Source organism: Methanobrevibacter thaueri, from assembly GCF_015062915.1.
GTDB lineage: Archaea > Methanobacteriota > Methanobacteria > Methanobacteriales > Methanobacteriaceae > Methanocatella > Methanocatella thaueri_B.
The window spans coordinates 1-3,394 of sequence record NZ_SUTJ01000027.1 but is presented as its reverse complement, the minus strand read 5'-3'; the positions used below and the strand labels follow the sequence as shown (position 1 = coordinate 3,394).

Below are 3,394 nucleotides of genomic sequence, written 5' to 3'. Positions count from 1 at the left end.
TAAATCAATGGGAATTTGGTCTTTGATGTTACTGATTCATTAATATGATATGATTTTAAAGTGGCAATCGCATCAATGAACTCTTCCTTGTCAATGTCATGGTCGTAGGTGTTATTGTCGCTGTGAACATCCTTGATGCGGCCCAAGAAGTATTTCACATAAACCTCATGGCTTTTATGCTTGTAGTTTTCCTGAACGTATTTGCTTTCCTCAATCATCTCGGCGTTCACTGCCATCAGGTCAAATACGGAAATGTTGCCTGAATACTGCTTTAATATATCCAGAACTGATTCGGTGGAAATACTCTCCTCATTTGAAACGACATTTGAAAAATCATCATACATTCTTAGCGAATCATTCATGAGGTTAAGTTTGTATCACAAAAAATAAAACATTTTCTAAATAAGAATATAAACCCCTAAAAGAAGTATGAGCAATGCAATATTCAGTGCTGTGAACACTCCCAGATACCTTATTTTAAATTCATCAAACTCACGGACAAGAATCTTGAATGAAATCAGGTTGGCCATTGATGCAATGAGAGTTCCGAATCCTCCAATGTTAATTCCAATGATTATAGCTTCATAATTGCTGCTGAATCCGCTTAAAAGCATTGCTGCGGGAACGTTGGAAATCACCTGTGATACCAATACTCCCCACATGACCTCATTTCCAACAATTGATTTGGTGAAAAGTGAATTGAAAAACGGAATGTTTTGAAGATTGCCTATCAATATGAAAAGTGCAATGAAAGTCAAAAGCAAATAATAGTCCACACCTAAAAAGGCCCTTTTAAGGAAGCTTTCTCTTTCAAAAGCTATCTTATTCATTTTTGGAAGAGTGATCTTATCATTTGGAGAGAAGAATAAAATTACCGCTAAAAATATAAGGGAAACTAAAATATAAGGCAGCAATAACAAGAAAAATGACCCGAAAGGAATGTTTGAAACGGTTAACATCACGATATTGTGCGGAGCGCCAATAGGTAAAACCATACAGCCGACATTTGCTGCAATAGTCTGTAATGAAACGGTCAATATTATTAAATCCAATCTTTCAACCTTTTTTAATGCCAATATTGAAAAGGGGACAAAAATAATCAATGAAACATCATTGGTTATGAAAATTGAACTTAAAAAACAAGTGAAAACTAAAACAATGACCAATCCACGAGTGTTTGAAACTTTCACCAATAGTTTTCTAACCAATCGCTCAAAAATGGCCAAGTTCTTTAAAATCTCAACAATCAGCATTATTACAAAAAGCAATATGATTGTATACCAGTTGATATAGCCAATGCTAGGTTTTGCAAAAAAACATGAAACAACAGCCAAAATCAATGATATAGAAAATACTATTTCTCTTTTAAAAAAATCAGTGAATTTAGCAATCATCTAATCAGCATCTTCTTCCATTGTTTCCAAAAGAAAACTAACCGGTCTGAAACCGTCATTGCAAGAGATCATGGCGGATTTCTTGTTTTTCATCCAACCGTCATAAAAGTCGCTGGCACCATTGGCAAGCCCTAAAACGAATGGTGAAAGGCTTTCCCATGCGCTGTCACAGAAATTTTCAGGTTTAGCCCAGCCGTTGGCAATGAACACTTGGCCCTCTTCAACATCACATTCATGTTCGAGAGGGTTTTCATACTTTTCGATTAAATCGTCATGCCTGACCTTTCTCATGACTGTAATCCTTACCTTTTTCATAATAATGCCTCCAAATCACTGCTTTCATATCTGTTATGACCTTTAAGAGATTTTTTATATTTCCAACATTTGATTGCCTCTTCCAGGGACTTGTCATCATTGTCCTTGAAGAAATCCCGTATATATTGATTGTATTGAAATTGTTTATCAATCTTTGTTTTTTCCTTGGAATTTTGGATTTCAAAGTAAGCGTCAATTGCATCACGATAAGTCTTATCTGGATTTGCTTTCAGCCATTTTTGAAATTTGACTTTGAACTTGAAGGTTTTTCCTATTTCATTTTCAAAAAATTCCCTCTTGTCTTCGCTGCATTTGAAATTTTCACCCAATTTTGAATCCAATGTGATTTCAGATTGTGATTTGCATGATACTTTTTTAGTGACAGGTTCTTCTAACGGTTTACCAGTGGCCAAATAATGGATGATTCTATTTTCCAAATCCTGCTTGGATCCACTAATTTTCAACCCTTCTGACCTACAGAAATCCTTTAAATCCTCTTTTAGAAAATAATATTGTTTAAAATCTTCAGGTTTTAAATTTTTATTCAATTCATGCATAATAATCAATAAATACTCTAAAAAACAGTTTAAAAATGAATAAGGATAAATTTGATTAACAAATTTTGACACATCCCCATTCAAATAATAAAAACATAGGCATGAATATGCCGTCCAACACCTAATTAGATGTTACCTAATATTATGAACATCAAAATATATAAAAGTTACCATGCTCCATTACAAGTTCACAACAATATTTATCTTAGAAATAATATTATACGACAGCAACAATATTGATTTTAAAAATAAATAAGTTATATATAGTTTTGAATAAAAACAATAATTTCTAAAACACTAATATAATTTAATTAAAACATAGGTGTTTTTATGGAATGGAAAGAGCATTATAATAAAAACTCTCCCATTAATTAATGGAGAACATGAAAAATGACCGTTGAAAATTTAGTGCTTGCCATCTCTTATTTTTTTCATGGCAAGTTACTACCTATTGTTGGCCATCAACCTGTTTGATTGCTAACAATCTATGATGTCGAACGGGAAGCCTAGTTGGATTCGTCTAAAATTTTCTAATCTGATAAACTGACAATTTAAATGATGATTAGCTTTAATATGTGTTTTATAGCTTCCTTTTTACACATAGTAAAAATAAAAAAAGTAGAGGAGTTATCCTCTTGTTATAATGCTTATAATGTCTCCATCCTGAAGCTCATAGTCACTGGCCACACGCATTTTCTTACGGGCATCCACTGCATGCATGAACTTGTCTCCAATGTCGGTATGGACAATATATGCCAATTGCTTAGGAGTTGCGCCTTTAGGAACCAAAAATCCGTCCGGCAAGACATTACCCTTTTGGTCTGTGTATTTGTTCTCATCCTGAACAGGATATACTACAATCCTGTCAAGCAATTCAAATACGGCATAGTTCAGTGCATCCTGAACACCTGTGCTTCCATAAACATCCAATATGTTGGTTTGAATGTATTCCAAACCTTTTTTCTGTGCTTCTGAGAGCTCTTCAGGTTTCAAGATTTCAAAGTGATCTTCACCTGACAGATAGCTTATTAAACCGCTTTCAGCCGCCTTAACCAGTGCAAGCTCTGAACCTGCTGATGTTGGAATTACATTAGGATATTTTTCCTTGATTCTTTTGATGTTTTCAGC

Annotated in this window: 5 protein-coding genes; all 5 read right to left on the bottom strand. The window is 34.0% G+C overall.

Translation table 11 applies throughout. The annotated features are described in order from the left end of the window. On the bottom strand, positions 1–362 hold a 362-nt coding region (locus E7Z78_RS09725; protein WP_303724985.1), incomplete at its 3' end, for a DUF2115 family protein. A 36-nt stretch (positions 363–398) separates the two neighbouring features. Beyond that, positions 399–1,394, bottom strand: coding sequence for an SLC13 family permease (locus E7Z78_RS09720; RefSeq protein WP_303724984.1), 996 nt, complete (start codon positions 1,392–1,394; stop codon positions 399–401). Next, a complete protein-coding gene (locus E7Z78_RS09715) occupies positions 1,395–1,709 on the bottom strand; it encodes a TIGR04076 family protein (RefSeq protein WP_303724983.1) in 315 nt (104 codons plus the stop codon). Then, positions 1,706–2,257 (bottom strand): DUF6434 domain-containing protein, encoded by a 552-nt coding sequence (locus E7Z78_RS09710; protein ID WP_303724982.1) that lies wholly within the window; start codon positions 2,255–2,257, stop codon positions 1,706–1,708. The genes E7Z78_RS09715 and E7Z78_RS09710 overlap by 4 nt, the downstream gene beginning before the upstream one ends. A 636-nt stretch (positions 2,258–2,893) precedes the next feature. After that, positions 2,894–3,394, bottom strand: a 501-nt coding sequence (locus E7Z78_RS09705) for a TGS domain-containing protein (RefSeq protein ID WP_303724981.1), incomplete at its 5' end; no start/stop codon positions are given.

Excerpts from the sequence above, each read along its gene's own strand:
- E7Z78_RS09720 (WP_303724984.1), bottom strand. The coding sequence starts at position 1,394 with ATGATTGCTAAATTCACTGATTTTTTTAAAAGAGAAATAGTATTTTCT.
- E7Z78_RS09715 (WP_303724983.1), bottom strand. The coding sequence starts at position 1,709 with ATGAAAAAGGTAAGGATTACAGTCATGAGAAAGGTCAGGCATGACGAT.